The 18,701-nt window shown below is 66.8% G+C and carries 15 protein-coding genes; 9 read left to right on the top strand and 6 right to left on the bottom strand.

Annotation, left to right across the window (positions count from 1 at the left end; genetic code table 11):
* Positions 1–23: 23 nt before the first annotated feature.
* Genes ACFU0Y_RS09490 through ACFU0Y_RS09480 form a run of 3 tightly spaced genes read right to left on the bottom strand, consistent with a single transcriptional unit; the run spans position 24 to position 1,753 of the window.
* Positions 24–446: a hypothetical protein gene (locus ACFU0Y_RS09490; RefSeq protein WP_380214237.1), complete on the bottom strand. Its 423-nt coding sequence runs from the start codon at positions 444–446 to the stop codon at positions 24–26.
* A 25-nt stretch (positions 447–471) separates the two neighbouring features.
* Positions 472–687, bottom strand: a complete 216-nt coding sequence (locus tag ACFU0Y_RS09485) for a hypothetical protein (protein ID WP_380214236.1) — start codon at positions 685–687, stop codon at positions 472–474.
* A 22-nt stretch (positions 688–709) separates the two neighbouring features.
* Positions 710–1,753, bottom strand: coding sequence for a M12 family metallopeptidase (locus tag ACFU0Y_RS09480; protein WP_380214235.1), 1,044 nt, complete (start codon positions 1,751–1,753; stop codon positions 710–712).
* 177 nt (positions 1,754–1,930) lie between these two features.
* Between ACFU0Y_RS09480 and ACFU0Y_RS09475 the strand changes: the two genes are divergently transcribed.
* Positions 1,931–2,287 carry a hypothetical protein gene (locus tag ACFU0Y_RS09475; protein WP_380214234.1) on the top strand — a complete coding sequence of 119 codons (357 nt, stop codon included), beginning with the start codon at positions 1,931–1,933 and terminating at the stop codon, positions 2,285–2,287.
* Between the two features lie 77 nt (positions 2,288–2,364).
* Here the strand turns inward: ACFU0Y_RS09475 and ACFU0Y_RS09470 are convergent, their stop codons facing one another.
* Positions 2,365–3,165 (bottom strand): BTAD domain-containing putative transcriptional regulator, encoded by an 801-nt coding sequence (locus ACFU0Y_RS09470; protein ID WP_380214233.1) that lies wholly within the window; start codon positions 3,163–3,165, stop codon positions 2,365–2,367.
* Positions 3,166–3,729: 564 nt separating this feature from the next.
* Here ACFU0Y_RS09470 and ACFU0Y_RS09465 point away from each other — a divergent pair.
* The 3 genes from ACFU0Y_RS09465 to ACFU0Y_RS09455 all read left to right on the top strand — a co-directional run bounded on the left by ACFU0Y_RS09465 (position 3,730) and on the right by ACFU0Y_RS09455 (position 7,656).
* Complete coding sequence (locus ACFU0Y_RS09465; RefSeq protein ID WP_380214232.1) at positions 3,730–4,938, top strand: S8 family serine peptidase; 1,209 nt, start codon at positions 3,730–3,732, stop codon at positions 4,936–4,938.
* A 744-nt stretch (positions 4,939–5,682) separates the two neighbouring features.
* Positions 5,683–6,228 carry a hypothetical protein gene (locus tag ACFU0Y_RS09460; RefSeq protein WP_380214230.1) on the top strand — a complete coding sequence of 182 codons (546 nt, stop codon included), beginning with the start codon at positions 5,683–5,685 and terminating at the stop codon, positions 6,226–6,228.
* Positions 6,229–6,237: 9 nt separating this feature from the next.
* Positions 6,238–7,656 (top strand): ice-binding family protein, encoded by a 1,419-nt coding sequence (locus tag ACFU0Y_RS09455; RefSeq protein WP_380214229.1) that lies wholly within the window; start codon positions 6,238–6,240, stop codon positions 7,654–7,656.
* Between the two features lie 29 nt (positions 7,657–7,685).
* Here ACFU0Y_RS09455 and ACFU0Y_RS09450 read toward each other — a convergent pair whose 3' ends face one another.
* Complete coding sequence (locus ACFU0Y_RS09450; RefSeq protein WP_380214228.1) at positions 7,686–7,949, bottom strand: hypothetical protein; 264 nt, start codon at positions 7,947–7,949, stop codon at positions 7,686–7,688.
* Positions 7,950–8,316: 367 nt separating this feature from the next.
* On the opposite strand from ACFU0Y_RS09450, the gene ACFU0Y_RS09445 reads away from it, so the two are divergent.
* Entirely contained in the window at positions 8,317–9,465 is a 1,149-nt protein-coding gene (locus ACFU0Y_RS09445) for a heparan-alpha-glucosaminide N-acetyltransferase domain-containing protein (RefSeq protein WP_380214227.1), read from the top strand.
* A gap of 52 nt (positions 9,466–9,517) precedes the next feature.
* Here ACFU0Y_RS09445 and ectB read toward each other — a convergent pair whose 3' ends face one another.
* Complete coding sequence (ectB, locus tag ACFU0Y_RS09440; protein ID WP_380214226.1) at positions 9,518–10,837, bottom strand: diaminobutyrate--2-oxoglutarate transaminase; 1,320 nt, start codon at positions 10,835–10,837, stop codon at positions 9,518–9,520.
* A 778-nt stretch (positions 10,838–11,615) separates the two neighbouring features.
* On the opposite strand from ectB, the gene ACFU0Y_RS09435 reads away from it, so the two are divergent.
* The 4 genes from ACFU0Y_RS09435 to ACFU0Y_RS09420 all read left to right on the top strand — a co-directional run bounded on the left by ACFU0Y_RS09435 (position 11,616) and on the right by ACFU0Y_RS09420 (position 18,633).
* Complete coding sequence (locus ACFU0Y_RS09435) at positions 11,616–15,776, top strand: Pls/PosA family non-ribosomal peptide synthetase (RefSeq protein ID WP_380214225.1); 4,161 nt, start codon at positions 11,616–11,618, stop codon at positions 15,774–15,776.
* A gap of 4 nt (positions 15,777–15,780) precedes the next feature.
* Entirely contained in the window at positions 15,781–16,893 is a 1,113-nt protein-coding gene (locus tag ACFU0Y_RS09430; RefSeq protein WP_380214224.1) for a pyridoxal-phosphate dependent enzyme, read from the top strand.
* A 302-nt stretch (positions 16,894–17,195) separates the two neighbouring features.
* Entirely contained in the window at positions 17,196–17,573 is a 378-nt protein-coding gene (locus ACFU0Y_RS09425) for a hypothetical protein (RefSeq protein WP_380214223.1), read from the top strand.
* 169 nt (positions 17,574–17,742) lie between these two features.
* Positions 17,743–18,633 (top strand): phage holin family protein, encoded by an 891-nt coding sequence (locus tag ACFU0Y_RS09420; protein WP_380214222.1) that lies wholly within the window; start codon positions 17,743–17,745, stop codon positions 18,631–18,633.
* Positions 18,634–18,701: the final 68 nt, after the last annotated feature.

Here is an 18,701-nt window from a genome sequence, read left to right as displayed (position 1 = left end):
GGCCCGCCCTCTGCACCAGCTGTTCAGGCCTCCGGCGCGCCGACGTCCTCCGGCTCGTCGGGCCCTCCAGCGTCGACGTCCCCTTCGAGATCTCCGATCGGCAACGGGCTGTCTCCGCCCCCGCCGGCAGCACTGCCGATGGCCGAGCCCGCGTCGGCGGAGCCGGCGAGTTGTTCCAGCGACAACGGGACGTCGAAGTCGCCCGCCGCCGCGGACCCGCCGCCCGAGGAGCCGGTGTGACCCGAGGCCCCGAGCGTACCGACGTCCGCGGGAACGTCGGCCCCGGAGTCGCCCGGGCCCAGGGACCCTTCGTCGGGGAACCCGACATCCTGTGGAGCGAGGGCGCCGCCGACGAGCGAACCCGCAGAAGTCCCCGACGAACCTTCCGAGCCGACGGTGGCTTCGCCACCGTGGACCGTCACGGTGATGGTGATGTCCTTGCTCATCGCACTCACCTCCCTTTCCCCGTCATCACAGGTAGGCCTGTGTGATCTCGTTGGAGGCGTTGAGGACGACGTTGGCCTGCTTGCCCGACGCCTTCGCGGCGACCAGCACGAGGAAGGTGTTGGTGACGCCGTCCGCCGCGTTGGGCTGGACCTTCCGCCAGCCGAGGTTGTCGGCCGCGATGTGTGCCCAGGCGTTCTTGTCCTGCGGCGTCGCGAAGGTCTGATTGATGACTGTCCACATGGTGATGTCCTTTCGGTGGTCGCTACCGCAGGTAGACCTGGTAGATGGTGGAGCCGTCGGCGACGACGGTCACCGATCGGTCGAAGGCGCGCGCGAACACGAGCTGGGCGAAGGTGTTGGTGACGCCGTCGTCGGTGAGGCGCTCGACCTGCCGCCATCCGAGGCCGGCGAGATGGGCCCAGCCGTTGCGGGACTGGGCGGTGGCGAACACCTGGCTGACGGTGACCGTGTAGGTCAGCCGGTACATCGAGTGGACCGCAGCGATGTCGCCTGTCGACAGGCCGCTCCGCTGGCCGATGCTCGCGCCCGCCTGCTTGGGCGTGAGGGTCGGCTGTCCGTTCTTCGAGAACCCGTGGGTCCCGTAGTGCATGATCGACCCGTAGTCGTAGGGGCCGATGTCGTCGCCGTCGGAGATGTGCTGGTTGAAGTTGTGCTCCTTGCCGGCCTCGATGTTGGCCCAGTGCACGGTGACGAACGAGTCGCGGTCCTCGCGCGACTGCTCGTGCCACAGGCCGAGCGCGTGCAGGAACTCGTGCACCACGGCGCCGAACCCGCAGCCGTCGGCGAGGCTGAGCTCCTGCCGTCCACCGCGCATCCCGACGCGCGACCAGCACCCGTCGGAACGGATGACGTGCACGTAGTTCGGGTACGTCGACGCGTTGGCCGCCGTCCGGCGGACGAAGCGCATCTTCGTCATCTGCTCCAAGTGCGCGATCGCGGCCGCGACCCGGGCCTCCCCGTTCGTCACGCCCGCGTCGATCTCGTACGGCAAGAGGGCGTTCGGCCAGCGGTACTGCTGGCCGGTGATGCCGACACCGTGGGTGACGCCATCGGCGTCACCGCTGATGAGCGCGGTGTCGCGCTCCAACTCGTCGACCGTGCCGAGCACGATGTCACCCTCGAAGAGCGCCCGATTCCCCACGACGCTGAACTGCAGCGCCTTGAGTTCGCCGGTGGTGAGCCGGATGTACCCGGTACGCACGTCGCCGCCGTCACCGAGATCTCCGATGTTGTCCTGCGTGAACTCGTCCTGGCCGACGTCCGTGCCATCAGTGTCTTCGGCCACGATCCACCTCCCTCGTCTCAGCACCCCTGGTGGGTGTGACGAGACGTACGTTAGCGACCCGCCGTCACGAGGCCGTCACCGGGTCGTCACCCCGCCACACGGCCGGACGCACGCACTTGACCGCGCCGGGCGGCGGTCACAGAGTTGACTGGGACGGCGTCGTCGGGAGGAACAGCCATGCTCATCACCGTGCGGTTCGAGGTGCCCCCGGGGGTGCTGCCCCCGGCCGGCGCGTGCGCGACGGTCGGCCTGCAGGACGTCGGGAGGGCCGACGCCGCGGCGACCACGGTCGCCGAGCGCACGATCCTGCTCGTACCCGATGACGACGCGGATCCGGGCGACCGGCGCACCGTGGAGGTCGAGCTCACGGTGCCGCGTCCGGACCCGCGGTCGAGCTGCTCGGTGCGCGTGCACGTTGACGTCACCGGGTCCGGTGAGGTCTCCACCGGCGATCTCGTGTCGACCACGCACGTCGGCGTGACGGCGGCGGACGAGGCCCAGGTCGTCGAGGTCCCGCTCCAGTTGCTCGATTAGGTCCCCGACCGCGCAGGTCGCCCGCCGCGTCGGGGACGGCGAGCAGGGCCACCGCGCCGCACCACTGTTTCGGGGGCTCAACTCCCGCCGTGAACCCCGCCGGGCACAAGTGCCATCAGCTCGGCGGAGGGCTGGAAGCCCATTTCGAGGTGCAACAGTTCTCGGTAGACCTGCAGCACCCGATGGGCCTCACAGACGTTGCCCTCGGCCATGTGTGCCTCGATCAGCCGGCGCTGAGCGCTCTCGCGGAGCGGCTCGATCTCGACGGCAAGCATTGCGGCCTGGATGCCCTCGGCATACCGGGAGGCAGCAATCTGTATGGACACGAGAGATTCCAGCGCGTGCAACACCAACTGGCGCAACCGCTCCCGCTTGAAGACGATCCAGTCGTCCTGCCACCCTGGAAGAAGATCGATGACCTCGGGGTGCCACCACCCGATGTTCAAGTCCTCCGAGCGCGCTGTCCCCCCGGTGATGCGGGAAGCCCAGTCCTCGACCATGTCAACGTCTGTACCGACGCCTGCACGTATCCACACCGCCCGCTTGTCCGCATCGACGATCCTGGCACCCGAGTTGCGGAGCCGCCACAATACTGACCGCAGATTGCCCGCTGCCCGCTCCTCCTGGACCTCCGGCCACAACTGCCCGGCCACTTGCCAGCGCGGTGCGCTTCCGCCATGGAGAGCGAGGAACACGAGTAACGGCTGGCATCCTTCCAGGACGTGTGTGCGGACGCCGCGCACCTCCAGATAAGGCCCTTCCACCAAGCACAGGACCGACTCGCACCTCTCAGCAGGAGGTGGCGTGTTCGCCGAGTCGTGGGTGGTCACGGCCACCTCGTGCAGGGCGCTGATCAGTTCGTGCCGGATCTGGATCACCCTTCAATGGTGCAGACGCATGGAGCCGGGCGTCCATGGTTCGGGTAACTCGCCGTTCCGTGACGTCCCTGGTCAGAGGGGTCGCGGCCGCGTGGCCGTCGTGCACCGCCGTGAACGCGGTGGTGACCTGTTCCCGCCTTCCCGGACCGGTGGTGTTGCCTGCTCATGCCGCAGGCGCAGCGGTGGTGGACAGGGCGTCGGGGTCGCCGGGCGAGACATATCCGATCCCGGGGTGGCGCTGCCACCGAGCCATGTCCGGGGCGTCGACGACGAGCTCGGCGCGCAGTGATCAGCGATCGACCACCCCGCGCACCGCCGAGGCCCCGTGAGGAACGGCTGCGCTCAGCTCAACAGCACGCGGTTGCGACCGTCGGTTGACTGCGCCGAGTGATCGACGACCAGAAGTCTCGGATGGATATCGGTAGTTGTGAAGGCATTGACCTTCGGGCCGGTGCCCCCGGAAGCTGACGACGTCGACCACCGGAGTGGCCACAGGCACCGGACCTGATCCGGGCGCCGCAGGTGGTGCACGGAGCGGTGCAGGTCATCAGTCCAGGGGGAACCATGAATCGCCAGTACGTCATTCTCAGCGACATCAACCGCGCCTTCCCGACCGACCCGTTCGGGCAGATCGGGGCCTCGCCCCGGATGGCCGAGACCAGGGAGGTCGTGGCACCGGAGATCAGTACCGCCACGCTCACCAACGCCGAACTGCTCGATGCTGTCCGCGCCCCCGAGGTCTCTGCCGTCGCCCCGGTCATGCCCACGCACCTCATCACCCCCGTCCCGGCCGACGAGGCGGGCGCTGAGGCCCGCTCAGCGCCAGGAGCAGGACCCACGTGGGGCGTGCAGGCAGTGGGGGCGGACAACAGCGCACGGACGGGTGACGGGGTGTCGGTAGCCGTGCTGGACACCGGCATCGACGCTGCGCACCCGGCCTTCGCCGGGGTCGAGCTGATCCAGCAGGACTTCTCCGGTGACGGGGACGGTGACGTCCAGGGCCACGGCACCCATTGCGCGGGGACGATCTTCGGCCGTGATGTGGAGGGCACGCGCATCGGCGTTGCGCCGGGAGTGCCGAGAGCGCTCATCGGGAAGGTGCTGGCGGACAGTGGCAGCGGCAGTTCCGAGATGCTCTTCCACGGCATCCAATGGGCGGTGCGGGAGGGCGCTGACGTCGTCTCGATGTCCTTGGGCTTCGACTTCCCCGGCCTGGTGAGTGAGCTGCTGCTGCAGGGGTGGCCCCCTGACCTGGCGACCTCGGCCGCGCTGGAGGGATACCGGGCCAACCTGCGCATGTTCGACGCGTTGATGGGGATGGTCAAGCACAATGCCGCCTTCGGTCGCGGCACCGTGGTCATCGCCGCGGCCGGCAATGAGAGCAGACGCCACATCCATCCGGACTATGAGATCGCCGTGTCCATTCCGGCCGCCGCCGACGGGGTGGTGTCCGTGGGGGCTCTGCAACGAGGCGACGAGGGCCTGGGCATCGCCCGCTTCTCCAACACGTTCCCGTCGATCTCCGCGCCCGGGGTGGACGTCTGGTCCGCTGAGTCCGGGACCGGCGGCCTGGTCTCCTTCAACGGCACCTCCATGGCCTGCCCCCATGTGGCCGGGGTGGCGGCCCTGTGGTGGGAGGACGTGCTGGCCGCACCGCTTCCCTCCACCGCCACCACCGTGTTCACGCGGCTGATGGCCAACGCCGACACCGGAGCTCTCGCCCCCACGGTCGACGTCGCCGACCGCGGCGCGGGCATCGCCAAGGCCCCGTGATACGCCCCCTTGTCGGGATGGAGGACAGATGCACGGACGGGTGACGTGGATGAACGCGTCATCGTCACCTCTCGGTGCGGCAGCCCCTTCCTCCCGATCATTCCGGTGAAAGACGCCGCCGCTGTTTCACCACGGTGCCGCCATCACGCGGTTCTCTGCTGCACCGGAAGCACGGTGGAACAGAATCATGGCGGGGTACGAATGGAGCAATGCGCAGATCCGGTGCTGGAGGGCGGGGCCGGCGGCTTCGGCCGTGACCGGAGCGGTGGCCCGCTGAAGCCGGCCGACGAGGTCCCCCGGGCGGTCCTCGGGGCGCTCGACGAACCGGAAGACCGGGCCGTGGTAGCGGCCGCTGCAGGACGGGGCCCGAACCGGGAGGATCCCTCCTGCACCGGACAGGCCCATGCTGCCTCCAGGCATGTGACGGCAGGTTGCGCCCGCGCCACGGAGTCGCATTCTCTTTCGCACATGGGGCGATGGTCGGAGGCGTCGGGGGTGGACAAAGGTCCTGGAGTCCGCCGGGGAGGCCGCACACGGTGAGCGCGATCGGCCGATGACCCCCATCACGGCCGCATCGCGCCCCCCTCTCACCCTCCATCAGCGACGGTGCAGGACACTCCTGCTCCTGGGCCTTGAAACCAAGGGCGCCGTCGCGGAACAGGCCACCTCCATGCGCACCCCGCTCCTCGCGCCCGCAAGATCGCAGGGCTCTCCGCCGCCCCCGTCGCCGTCCTCGTGGCCGGCGTGCTGGTCTGGCAGGGCTCCACGGCCGCTTTCACGGCCACCACCCGCAATACCGGCAACTCCTGGGCCACCGGCCAGGTCGCCCTGACCGACGACGACGCCGGCCGCGCCGGTTTCACCGTGGAGAACCTGGTTCCGGGCCAGACCGGTCAGAAGTGCATCGTGGTGACCTCCAACTCCACCGTCGCCGGCGAGGTGCGCGCCTACACCCAGAACCTCTCCGGCTCCGCCGCCGGACTGCAGGACCACATCGACCTGGTCGTCGAGCGCGGCACCGGCGGTTCCTTCGACAACTGCGACGGCTTCAGCCCCGTGCCCGGCGCCCTGCCTGCTCAGTCGCTGTCCACCCTGGCCCAGGTCAACAACAACTACGCCACCGGCGGCGCCCGGTGGCAGACGGCCGGCACGGCCGGGGAGTCGACGACCTACCGCGGCACCTGGACGTTCGACACCACCGGCCTGACCCCGCAGCAGATCGACGCCCTGCAAGTCGCGAACGTGAGCGTGGACCTGGTCTGGGAGCTGGAGAGCAACGACCCCGCCTGATCCCTCTTCGTGACGAGCCGGACCCACCACGAGCCCAGCCCCACCGCCGAGCCGACACCTGACACGGTGACGTCCGCGCTGTGGGGCTGGGTGCGGTTGTTCACCGGCGCAGCCGCTCAGATCTACCTCCTGCTGCTGGCCACGCTGACGGCCATCGCGCTGGTCCCGGCGCTGTTCGGCTGGCAGTCCACCATCATCGAGACCGGGTCGATGGAGCCGCACGTCGACCCCGGTGACGTCGTTGTGCTCGCCGACCTGCCGGATGATCAGCCGGTGCCGCTCGGTGGGGTCGTGCAGTTCATCAGCCCCGCCGAAGCCCGGCCCGACGGGAGGGAGCGCCCGATCCTGCACCGGATCGTGATCGCCCACGAGGACGGCACCTACGCCACCGCCGGGGACGCCAACGCGGACGTCGACTCCGCCCCGCTGGTCCGTGAACAGATCACCGGCCAGGCCCGCCTGCTCGTACCGCTCATCGGCCTCCCGGCCCTGTGGCTGGGCACCGGTGGGCACCTCTCCCTGGGCCTGTGGGCCGCCGGGACGGCGGCGGCGCTGCTGTTCACGCTGGTCGTCTTCGTTCCGCGCAGTCGAGACGACGACGATGAGCGCGAGAGCACGGAGACCGGCGGCGACACCGCGGAGCTGCCCGTGCTCGCCCGCCGCGGCGCCCTGGCCGTGGCCGGTATCGCGGTGCTGGCCGGGCTCACGGCCTGGCCGGTGCCGCCGAGCACCGCCGCCTTCACCGCCCGCACCGGCACCCGCGCCTCCTGGTCCGTGGCCGCGCTGCCCCAGATCATCCTGGGCCGGGTCTCATCCTTCGCTGTCCTGGCGCGCACCGCGGTCAACGAAGGCACCGCCGCCGGGTGGTTCTTCTCCCTCAACGGCGACCTCGGCACCAGCCCCACCGGGTCGATCAACGGGGTGGGCTCCGGGGAGTACAGCGGGACGCTGCACCGCAACAACGCCACCTCGGCGGGCGCGATGACCGACGCGACCACCCTGGCCGCCGCCCTCGACGCCCGGCCGGCCACGGTGCACCGAGCCGCCACCCTGACCGGGACCCTGACACCTGGGGTCTACACCAGCCCCACCGGGGCCTTCACGGTCGGCAGCCTGGTCCTCGACGCCCAGGGCGATCCCAGCGCCCGGTTCGTCTTCCGGGCCCGCACGATCACCGTCAGCAACGGGGCGACCGTGCAAATGCGCGGCACCGGACGAGCCGCCAACGTCTACTGGCGGGCCACAGACGCCATCGCCATCGGTACAGGCAGCGTCGCCACCGTCGGCACTCACCTGGCCCAGAACCGGATTGCCAGCAACCTCGGCACCGAGTGGAGCATCTTCTCCCGCAACACGGTCACGGGCCGGCTCATCAGCCTCGGCGGATCCGTCGACCTCGTGCGCACCACCGTCAACCCCGCAGGCTGAGCGGATCCGTGCCGGCACCGCCGGACCGCTCATCCCTCGATGCTGATGCGCACCCCGTCCGTGGGGGCGTGCACGTCGAAGACGGCCGTGTAGTTCAGGACGGCGGTCCAGACCGCCACCCGCACGTCGTTCTCCGACATCCCCGGCGGGTGGTGGGACACGGTCACGGCCCACTCCTGGCCGTCGAACAGCATCTCCACCGACGTGACGACGACGCCCCGGGCGCCGAGCGCTCCGACGACGCCGGCGCGCACGAGCGACTCGGCGGGATGGGCGCGAGGGATGGCGGTCATGGTGGTCGTCCTTCCGGCGGGAGCGCGGATCGTCGCTCACTCCTATTCACCCGCATCCGGTCGCAAAAGTAATGCCCACTCTTCGCCGGACAACACGCCATGAAGCGACGATGCGGTCCGAGCTGCCGCTCGCGCAGATCTTATGAAATCATTAGGTACCTCCTAGCCAAAGCAAAAGTTTGGGCTGCATGCTTTGCCCAGGTCAGCTTCGGGTGCGCCGGGATTCTGAGTTGCGGGGTGGTCCGGCCGGCAGTGCTCCCGGTCGGGGTCTGGCACACCAGGGGGAACGATGCGTTGGACGGCCCGGACAGCAAAACCCGGCTCTTCCCGGGGCGGGAACACCGCACCGAAGTCTTCCGGGCGCCTGGTGGGCGTCGACGCGGCCCGCGGACTGGCGCTCATCGGTCTGATGTCCGTGCACGTGCTACCGTCCTCCGACGAGACCGGGGAGCCGACCTGGTCCCACATCCTTTTCTCCGGGGACTCGGCGGCGCTGTTTGCGCTGCTGGCCGGCGTTGGTCTGGCCCTGGCATCAGGGAGGACTCATCCGCACGGGGGCAGAGAACTGACGGCGGACCGGGTGGCCGTCGTGGTGCGCGCGGCGCTGACCGCCGTGCTGGGGCTGGGCATCGGGTCCTTGTTGTCCGACGACTTGCCGGCGGACAACATCCTGATCTACTACGGCATGTTCTTCATGCTGGCCGCCCCCTTCCTGCGCTCGGGCCCGACGACGCTCTTCGGCTCGGCGGCGCTCTTCCTGATCATGGCTCCGGTGCTCATGCAACTGCTGCGCGACGAGCTTCCCGGGTTCGTCTCCGGGAACCCCTCGTTCGGGGATCTGTTCTCGCAGCCCGGGGCGACGGCCGCTCAGCTGCTGCTGACGGGGACCTATCCCGCTCTGGCGTATCTCACCTATCTGCTGGCCGGCATGGGACTTGGCCGGATCGATCTCCGGAGGAGGGCCGTCCAGGTCCGCCTGCTGCTGGTCGGCGTCGGCGTGTCCGTCTGCGCACAGGCGACCTCATACGTCCTGATCTACAGGTTGGGTGGCTACGATCGGCTGCTGGCCGTCTCCTCAGGAGACGAGCAAGAACTGGCCGACGTGCTGGTCTGGGGATCGGACTGGTTGCCCACCGACACCTGGTGGTCGCTCGCGGTCGCTACGCCGCACACCAACGCCCCGCTGGCCATCGCCGTGAGCCTCGGCACAGGAATCGCGGTACTGGGCTTCTTCCTGCTGCTCTCCCGGGCCGTCGGCGCCTGGTTGCTGCCGCTCTCGGCGATGGGCTCGATGACTCTGTCCCTGTACACCGCCCACCTGGTCGCGCTGGCCTTCGAGGTCCACTACGACCGGCCCTACCTGTGGTTCACGATCCAGCTGGTGTCGGCGGTCCTGTTCTCGGTGGCATGGCAACGAGCACTGGGACAGGGACCGCTGGAGCGGGCGGTCGGCGCCGTGGCGAAGAGCGCACGCCGGCGGTCTATGTCCATGTCCTCCGGAGGAGGATCGCACTAGGACCAGGACCGCACTGGCATACGCGACACGATGCCGTAGTGCGGCCCGAGGCTCAGTAGCGGCCGGCGCTGGGCATCGTCTCCCGAACCACCATCCGTGCAGGGGTGCGCGGGCGGCCGTCGGAAAGCACCGCAAGCGCGGCCTCCATGAGGATCTCGAGACCTTCGTCGAGCTCCTCCCGGGAGATGTTCAGGGCAGGCATGGCCTTGAGGACCTCGGACCGCGCCCCCGAGGTCTCGACGAGCAGGTGTCGTTCGTAGGCGGCTCCGGCGATCCGTTCCGCCAGCTCCGGATCGGGGAAGTGGACCCCGGCCAGTAGCCCCCGTCCGCGACAGGTCGCGCCCTCCACCAGCGCCGCGATCCGCGCGAGGCCGTCCCCGAGTTGTCCCCCGCGATTCACGACGGAGCGCTGGAAGGCGCCGTCGTCGGCCCAGTACTTCTCCAGAGCGGCGGTGCCGGTGACAAAAGCGGCGTTGTTGCCGCGGAAGGTTCCGTTGTGCTGGCCGGGCTGCCAGACGTCCAGCTCGGGGCGCAGGAGGACTAGGGCCATGGGCAGCCCGTAGCCCGAGATGGACTTCGACAGGCACACGATGTCCGGGGTGATGCCGGCCTCCTCAAAGCTGAAGAAGGTGCCGGTGCGCCCACAGCCCGCCTGGACGTCGTCGACTATCAGCAGGACGTCGTTCCCCCGGCAGAGCGCCTCAAGTCCGCGCAGCCACTCGGCACGGGCGGCGTTCAGACCGCCCTCGCCTTGGACGGTCTCAACAATGACGGCAGCGGGGCGTTCCATCCCGGAGCTGGGGTCTGCCCACGACCTGGCCAGCCAGGAGAGGCCCCAGGACTGGTCCTCCAGGTACCCGTCGTACGGTGCGGTTGTGACGAACGGGAGCGGCACGCCTGCGCCATTGCGCTTCATGGCGTTGCCCGTGACGGACAGGGACCCCAGGGTCATGCCATGGAAGGCGTTCGTGAAGGCGACGACGCCCGTACGTCCGGTGTTCAGCCGTGCCAGTTTGAGGGCGGCCTCCACACTGTTGGTCCCCGTGGGCCCCGTGAACTGGACCTTGTGGTCTAGGCCGCGCGGCCGGAGGACATGGTGCTCGAAAGCGGTGAGGAATTGGCGCTTGGCCGTGGTGTAGGTGTCCAGGGAGTGGACGACACCGTCGGCGGCCAGGTACTCGAGCAGCGCACGTTTGAGGTCCGGATCGTTGTGCCCGTAGTTCAGTGCTCCCGCGCCGGAGAAGAAGTCCAGGTAAACCCCGCCGTCCTCGGCGTGCAGCCGGGAGCCGCGAGCGGTCTCGAAGACCGCCGGCCAGCTGCGGCAGTAGCTGCGGACGTCGGACTCGAGGGCCTCGAAGATGGTGGTGGACATGGTGACGACTCCCAGTGGTTGAGGAATGGGCTAGGTGGTCATCAACCCGATCGGCGATCCGGGCGGACGCTTCGCGCTCGCTCGATGCCGGGCGTCTGTCCTGGCTGATGCTGTGACCGTCCGAACCGTCCGAACCGTCCGGCCGGATCCTGGGAAGGGGCATTGCCGATCGGCGTCCCGATGTGCCGGCTCCTGAATGACGAAGGAGAATGCTTCACAGTTACTGGCAGGTTATGAATCTGGTTCGGTATGGCTCAGACCCTAGCCAGGCGCAACCCTGTTACCCAGGAATTCTCAAAAATTACTGACAGTTTCGGGATCGCCCGAATATGCATTCAATCACAACTATAATTTGCTTTAGTACCCATTTGACCGGCTGAAACATGGCGACCAACTCTCCTGGATTTGCATCTGCGGCGTTACCCTGATCCCTATCCGAGGCACTCCGGTGGGGAATTCCGGAGGTGTCAAACAGGGGATTCGAAGCGTTCATGGATTGGTTTTGTCATGCCTTTATCGCGACAGATCCCATCATTAGGGGAATCAGGACGTGCACGGACAGGTGCTGTTCGTGCCCTTCCAGTGGGGGTGCCGTTCGTGCCCACTCCCACGAGGTTCGCGTGGGTAGAGGGGTACGCGGAGCTGTTCGGTACGAAGATGTCGTCGATCACCGGTCGGCCCCTGGGGGTGATGGTGTCAGGCCCCGTCGACCGTGCTTCGGCGGATGGTTCCCCGTCGGGTCGGCACAGTCTCCAACCGCATCTGACGAAGGAGGCACATGATGCAGACGCACATGCACATTGAGTCGCACGGAAGCAAGTCTCCGCAGCCAGCTGGGAACGCGGTTCTCGCCGACTTGAGTCCTGTGCTCGTCCGGCATGACGTGGACAACACGGTTCGTTGGCGGCCCGGCCAACGACTTGAGCACTACTTCGAACAGCGATGTGACGAGCTGCCGTTCGACCACCCGGCGGTGATCACCGAGGGTGAAATCCTGACATTCCGGGAGCTCGACGCACGGGCCAATCAGACGGCCAGGCACTTCCTGGAACTGGGCCTACGAGCCGGCGACCGGATCGGGGTCCTCTTCGACAAGTCCGTCCACGGCTACGTGGCGCTGTTGGCACTGCTCAAGATCGGGGCCACCTACGTTCCCCTCGATCCGAGTTTTCCGGCAGACCGGATTGCATACATCATCGACGACGCGGAAATCGAGGCAATCATCTCGGTCTCGGTCTTCGAGTCCAAGCTCGCCGACTTCGCTGTCCTGTGTGTCTATCAGGACCGGATCGCGCGTCAGGTGGAGACCAGGCCTGCCCATCGCCTAGAGGTCCACGAGAAGCCTTCCCTGGAGGGCGACGAACTGTTCTACATCATCTACACCTCGGGAACGACCGGTAGGCCTAAGGGGGTGGCCATCGAGCACGCGGGAATCTGCAACTTCGTCAAAGTTGCCGGAGAAGTCTACGGCTATCGACCGGAGGACCGTTGTTACCAGGGTATGTCCCTGGCCTTCGACTTCCACGTCGAGGACCTGTGGACCCCGCTCGTGGCTGGTTCCACCTTGGTGGCGGGCAAATCCGGTGGTGGTCTGTTCGGCGCGGATCTGCATGCTTATTTGAGCCAGCAGCGCGTCACGGTACTCCCGTGTGTTCCGACGCTGTGGGCGACCTTGGAGGATGACCTGCCGGAAGTCCGCATCATCCAGCTCTCCGGTGAGGCGGTTCCGCACCATCTTGTGGCTCGCTGGCATCGCCCGGGCCGACAGATCCTCAATGCGTACGGGCCGACCGAGTGCTCGGTGAGTTCCACATTGCGAGTCCTGGAGCCGGACCGCCCGGTGACGATCGGAGTGCCTCTGCCCACCTATACGGTGGTGATCCTGGATGAGCACCGGCCGGTCGAAGCCTTGGCCGGGGCCGTCGGAGAGATCGGCATCGCGGGTCCCTGCCTGGCTCGCGGCTATCTGAACCGGGAAGAGCTCACCGAACAGAAGTTCATCCAGGACTTCCTGGCCCTCCCCAACAACCCCTCAGGCCGGATCTACCGGACGGGCGACTACGGTCGCATCACCGCGGACGGTGAGTTGGAGTTCCACGGACGGATCGACACCCAGGTGAAGCTGCGGGGTTACCGGATCGAGCTGGGTGAGATCGAGTCGGTGCTGACCCAGCATCCTTCGGTGTCTCATGCTGTCGTCAACCCTTTCGAAATCGCGCCCGGGGCCATCGAGCTGGTGGGCTACTACATCCGCAAGCAGGGCGCCGCCGAGCCGGCACCGGCCGAGATGGCGGAGAACCTGCGCCGGCAGCTGCCTCCCTACATGGTGCCGAGCTACCTCGAGGAACTGGCGTTCATTCCGATGACCAGCAACCACAAGGTCGATCGCAAGGCGCTGCCCGCCCCGAGGAGACCGCGTCTGGCTGTGTCCACCGGCACGCACATTCCACCGCGGACCGAGACGGAACGAGTCCTGGCGGAGACCCTCAGGGAGGTCATGGGTATCGAGCGAGTATCGGTCACGGACGACTTTTTCAAGGACCTCGGTGCCCACTCCTTACTGATGGCAAGGTTCGGTGGCCAGATCCGCAAGCGCCTGGATCTCTCGTCGGTCTCGATGCGAGAGATCTACCTCCACCCCACCATTGAAGATCTTGCTCTCCGACTCGAGTCGTTGGTGGGGGACGCCCGGTTTGCAGCGGAGGACCGATCGAACCGGGAGGACTTCTATTGTCCTCCGCGCTCCTCGTACTGGCTGTGCGGCACGTTGCAGGCTTCAGTCATAGTTGGTACGGCGCTCCTGGCGTTGTGGCTCTTCGTGACGGGGATCGTATGGGCGTACGAGGCGATGCCTTCTCTGCTCGAGACCTATCTGCGGGTGGTCGTCTACTCCCTGGCGATCTTCGCACTCTCGAGCGCCATACCGATCGTGCTCAAGTGGACACTGATCGGACGCTGGCAGGCCGAGAGCATCCCGATCTGGAGCATGCGCTATTTCCGCTTCTGGTTGGTCAAGACTTCCACGCGCATCGCCCCGATGGCGCTGGTCGGCGGGCCCATCCGAAACGTCTATCTCCGGCTGCTCGGGGCGAAGATCGGTGTCGACACCGTCATACTGTCGCGGATGATCCCCGTGACCACGGACCTCATCTCCATCGGTGCGCACACCATCGTCGAAAGGGACACGGTCATCCAGGGGTACAAGGCGCGCTCCAACCGAATCCACATCGGAACCATCCACATCGGGTCCAACGCTTTCGTGGGCGAGGCAGGCGTGGTCGACATCAACACTGTCATGGGGGACGGTTCTCAGCTGGCATTCGCCTCGTCGTTGCACGAGGGACAGCGAATCCCCCAGGGCAAGCACTTTCACGGCAGCCCGGCCGTCGAGACAGACGCCGACTACTGTGCGATCGATGCCCGGCGGTGCGGCGCACTCCGACGATGGACCTATGCCCTCGGCTTCCTGTTCGTGGGCTTCGCCGCGGGAGCCGTGCCGCTGGTCGTCATCATGGTCGGGGCCCCGGAGTTATGGCGAAGGATTGTCCAGTGGGAGAACGAAATGCTCGCCCACGACGTTCAGCTCCTATCCCACGTGGTTTCGGCTACCGTCTTCTCGCTGACCTTGTTCGTGGTCTTCACGGTGTTCAGGATGCTCAGTATCGGGATCATTCCCAGAATCTTGAATTTGTTCCTGCATGAGGGCCGTACCTATGTTCTCTATGGATTCCACTACTTTGTGCAGCAGATGATCAGCCGCACCAGCAACTCCGTCTTCAACAACCGGCTCTTCGGGGACAGCTCGGCCATCGTTCACTATCTGCGGTGGGTCGGATACCAACTGAACGAGGTCGTCCAGACGGGCTCCAACTTCGGGATCACGCAGAAGCACGAGAATCCCTTCATGGTCGATGTAGGATCCGGCACGATGGTCTCCGGGGGAATCAAGTTCGTCAACGAGACCATGTCCAGCGACGCTTTCAAGCTCGGGACCGTGAGAGTGGGGAAGCAGAACTACCTCGGGAACTACCTTCACCTGCCGAGCAACTCGGTGGTCGGTGAGAACTGCTTGATCGGCACGAAAGCGCTGACACCGATCGACGGACCGGTGCGCGAGAACACTGGTCTCCTCGGGTCACCCGCTTTCGAAATTCCTCGAGCCACCGAGAGGGACCTGCGAATGTCTCGGATCGACGAGTGCAGTCGCCTCCGGCTGCTTCGGGCCAAGAACAGGTACAACCTGGGCAGCGCCGTACTCTACCTGCTTAACGCCTGGGTGGCAGGGACGATTCTGACGATTGGGGTGATTTCGGGAGTCGCCGCCTACATGTCGGCCGGCTTCTTCGCCGTCTACGTCGTCAGTTGGGCGACGTTCCTGTCCACCATCCTGTGGATGTGGGTGGTCGAGCGAGGCGTGCTGAGGTTCGGACAGCTGCAGCCAAAGATTGTTCCGCTCCTGGATCCCTATTTCTGGTTCCACGAGCGTGTCTGGAAACTGACCACCCTGTGGTTCATCGCTCCACTCTTCGCCGGCACACCGATCAAGAACTTCTTCTCCCGGATGGAGGGGATCCACCTAGGCAGGATGGTGTTCGACGACGGCGCCTACTTCGACGAATACACCCTGATCACGATCGGTGACTACACCAATCTTAATTCGCACACCGTCATCCAGCCACACTCCCTCGAGGAGGGCGTCTTTAAGTCCGGGCGCGTGAAGATCGGCATGGGCTGCACCCTCGACTGTGCCGCCAACCTGCACTATGACGTCACGATGGAGGACCTGGCCGTCATCGGGCAAAACTCGTTCGTGATGAAGGGCGAGATGGTCGAAAGCGAATCGACGTGGATCGGCAATCCGGCCCAGTCCGCGGTCGGCACACCGTCCGTCGCGACCGCGAGGGGGGGCGTGAGATCCCATGCGCGTGCTCCTCAATGAACCCGTGAACACCTGGGCCGACGCCGACCCGGACCCTCCGTTGGACTTCCATCGCCGGCTGCCGGGCTATGCGATCACCCGGCTCGTCGAGGCGCCGCGTCTCGCGACGCTGCTCGGCGTGGGAAGCGTCGTGGTGAAGGACGAGACCTCGCGTTTCGGCCTCCCTTCCTTCAAGATCTTAGGGGCGTCCTGGGCGACGTACGCGGCCCTGCGCGAGACCTTGGGGCCTGTCCCGGACAGCGACCTCACACCCCAGATGCTGAAGGAGTGGGCCTTGCCGGCGCGCCCGCTGACCCTGGTGGCGGCCACCGACGGCAATCACGGCCGGGCCGTCGCCCGCGTGGCCAACTGGTTCGGTCTCGAGGCCCGGATCTTCGTCCCGCCGTTCGTGTCGGAGACCCGCCGACGAGCCATCATCGACGAAGGAGCGGAACTAGTCGTGGTGGACGGCAACTACGACGCAGCAGTGGACGCGGCGTTGGAGGACGGCGGAATGCAGGGCCGGTTGCTCATCAGTGATACGGCTCGTTCCGCCTCCGACGCAGTGCCACAAATGGTTTCGGCCGGGTACACCACCGCGTTCCTGGAGGTCGAGGCACAGCTGTGCGCCGACGATCGAGAGGACTTGGACGCCATTGGAATCCAAGCCGGCGTCGGTGGACTGGCAGCGGCGGCCACGGTGTGGGCGCGACGACCGCATTCTGGGCGCCGGGCAAATGTGGTCGTCGCCGAGCCCGAGGACGCGGCAAGTGTTTTCGCGGCCGTGGCCTCCGGGCAGCCGCAGACGGTCGCGGCAACCACGCCGACTGCCATGGCAGTGCTGCAGTGCGGAACCGTGTCGCTGACCGCCTTTCCACTGCTCGCGGCCGGAGTCAGCTGCTGTGTTGCTCTCGAGGACAAGTGGAGCTTGGCGGCGGTGGCCGAAATGGGATCCTGCGGCGTGGACACCGGTCCCAGCGGTGCTGCCGGCCTTGCCGGACTGATGGCCGGACTTCGGGGAGCGTTCGCCGGCCCGGTCAGGGAACATCTTGACCTGGGAACCCGATCACGTGTGCTGTGCGTGGCTACGGAAGCCGCAGCGGCGAGTGCGTTCTCAAGCGACGAGCTGATCCTGTAACGGGATCTTCCCCTGTGCGGAGGACGGGACACGGTCTGAGTGGATGTCGACAACCACTCCTCGGTGCTCTCCGGACGCAGGATGCGGTGCCCGCTGTCTGTCATCCGCACAACGGTCCTGCATCCCTGACTTCGGTGGCTGGGAATGAGCCCGGGCGGGCATCCTCAGAGCTACTGCCGCGTCCACCGTGCGGTAGTGCCGAAGCGTGACCGTACCGCGTTCGTAACGTCACCATTTGCTATTGAGGCCCTTGTCAGAAGCGAATTACGCTGGTCTCACCTTATTCACCAAGGGGGAGCACAGTGAAAACTCTGGAAAAGATGGTAGCGAGCGTCGCCGTGGCCGGACTGCTGTTCGGGGGAGCAACACCGGCACTCGCTTCCGGCGATAAGGATAGTGAGCGTTACCATAAGTACGGGGACAACAAGATCAAGGTGCTCGTCGTCAAGCACCACAAGAAGAGCGACCACAAGTGGGTAGTCGATCACGACATTCTGTCGGTCAAGGAAGCGGCGGAGTACGCCGGGGAGAAGTGCGACGTCAAGAAGTGGTGGAAGTTCCTCGATGAGGCGAAGGACACCGAGAAGTACAACAAGAAGTGGGTGGACGTCTGCAGCTACCACCATGGCAAGAACAAGAACGTCAAGTATCACGTCGTGTTCAAGGACTACGGGAAGTAGGGGCGCCGGTTAAGCAGCTACCTGCGGGGCCCGTCCGGGATTTTCGGACGGGCCCTTCCGCACGTCCCGGCCGACCCCGTCGCGGCCCGGTGCTCGCCCGCCGGCGGCGTCCCCGATGGTAGCTTGGTGCTCAGTCCACGTACTTTTCTCATCATCAACGGAGGCGGGCATGAGTCATTCGGTAGGCCCCAGCACGGGCGGGGCGTCGGGAACGGGGTCGGAGCACTCCGACCCCGGGTCGGCGTCGATCCTCGACGTCGTCAAGGTCTTCGCCCGGCTGCTGCCCAAGCAGCTCAAGGACGAGGCCCAGCTGGCCAAGCTCGAGCTCACGGAGAAGGCGAAGACGCTGGGCAAGGGCGCGGCGTTCGTCGTCGTCGGCCTGGTGTTCCTGCTGCTGGCGACCATCGCCCTCGTCGGGGCCGCGATCGCCGGACTGTCCCAGCTCATGCCGGCCTGGCTGGCGGCCCTGCTGCTCGCCGTGCTCTTCCTGATCATCCTGGCCGTCGCCGCGCTCATCGGGGTGGCCACCATCAAGAAGGCCCTCCCGCTGGTGCCGCGCAAGGCCGTCTTCGGGACGAAGTACGACCTCGGCGTGGTCAAGGAGGGCTCCGCCTACACGGAGAGCCGCGTCCAGCGCGAGGAGCAGCTGGCCCGGGAGCGCAAGGAGCAGGAGAAGCGCGAGGCCGCGCAGGACCCGGCCCGGCAGAAGCCCCCGGCGCCCACCGAGGAGCAGCTGCGGCACCGGCTCAAGCTGCGCCGCGAGCACCTCAAGACGCTGCGCGACGACGTCCAGGGCCGGGCGGAGACCATCCAGTCCACCACCAAGGGCTTCGTGGACCGCACCAGCCGCACCATGAAGACCACACCCAAGGACGTCAAGGGACTGCTCGCAAAGAACGGCTCGAAGTCCGGTGCGACGTTCGGGTCCCGGTTCGGGGCGACGGCCGGATCGTCGCCCGCGGCGAGGGCGTCCGGTCTCGGGGAGCGGTGGCAGCCGCTCACGGTCCTGGCCGTGGCGGGGAGCGCGTTCGTCGTCTTCCTCCGCAAACTGTTCCGGTGACGTCGCCGTCCACGCGCCGCCCGTGAACGAGCGCACCGGCGAAGGCCCGGAAGCCCCAGGCTTCCGGG

It is taken from the genome of Kocuria sp. NPDC057446 (assembly GCF_042802875.1).
Lineage (GTDB): Bacteria > Actinomycetota > Actinomycetes > Actinomycetales > Micrococcaceae > Kocuria.
Note: the sequence above shows the minus strand (reverse complement) of the source record. Positions and strands in the feature narration are given on the sequence as shown.